Origin of the sequence: Staphylococcus sp. HMSC061G12, from assembly GCF_001838465.1 — a bacterium.
Taxonomy (GTDB): domain Bacteria; phylum Bacillota; class Bacilli; order Staphylococcales; family Staphylococcaceae; genus Staphylococcus; species Staphylococcus simulans.
Genome location: NZ_KV837071.1, coordinates 1 through 418, shown reverse-complemented (window position 1 = coordinate 418; position 418 = coordinate 1). Strand labels below are relative to the sequence as shown.

At 39.7% G+C, this 418-nt stretch carries 1 protein-coding gene; it reads right to left on the bottom strand.

The window, feature by feature from the left end; translation table 11 throughout:
* Positions 1 to 77 precede the first annotated feature (77 nt).
* Positions 78 to 418, bottom strand: a 341-nt coding sequence (locus HMPREF2937_RS07000; RefSeq protein WP_306807040.1) for a group II intron maturase-specific domain-containing protein, incomplete at its 5' end; no start/stop codon positions are given.

The window sequence follows — 418 nt, the reverse complement described above, 5'->3', positions numbered from 1 at the left end:
AATCGAGTAGGAGAGTAATCATTAATTGACCACTCGTCCTCTCACACCACCGTGCGTACGGTTCCGTACACGGCGGTTCAATATCTTGCGTAAGCAGACTCTGCGAGTCGGGTTAGTGGTACTAGTCCCCACTTGTAGAGTCTATTTGTTGTAAGCGCACGATGAACCTCATGCGTGTTTGAAAGTCTCCAATACTTCTTTCTTGAGTTCGCAATACGCATAGCACTATTGTGGTCTAATCCATATTTTCGAAACATCTTGTATTTTGTTTTGATTTTCTTCCATCGCTTTAAAATAAGTTGTCTGATACGACGGTTCAACCACTTTTGTATTCGTTGGACAAATACTTTAATAAAACCTCTACCGAAGTAATTTATCCAACCTCTAGTAATTGCGTTGATTTCTGTTATAATTTCTT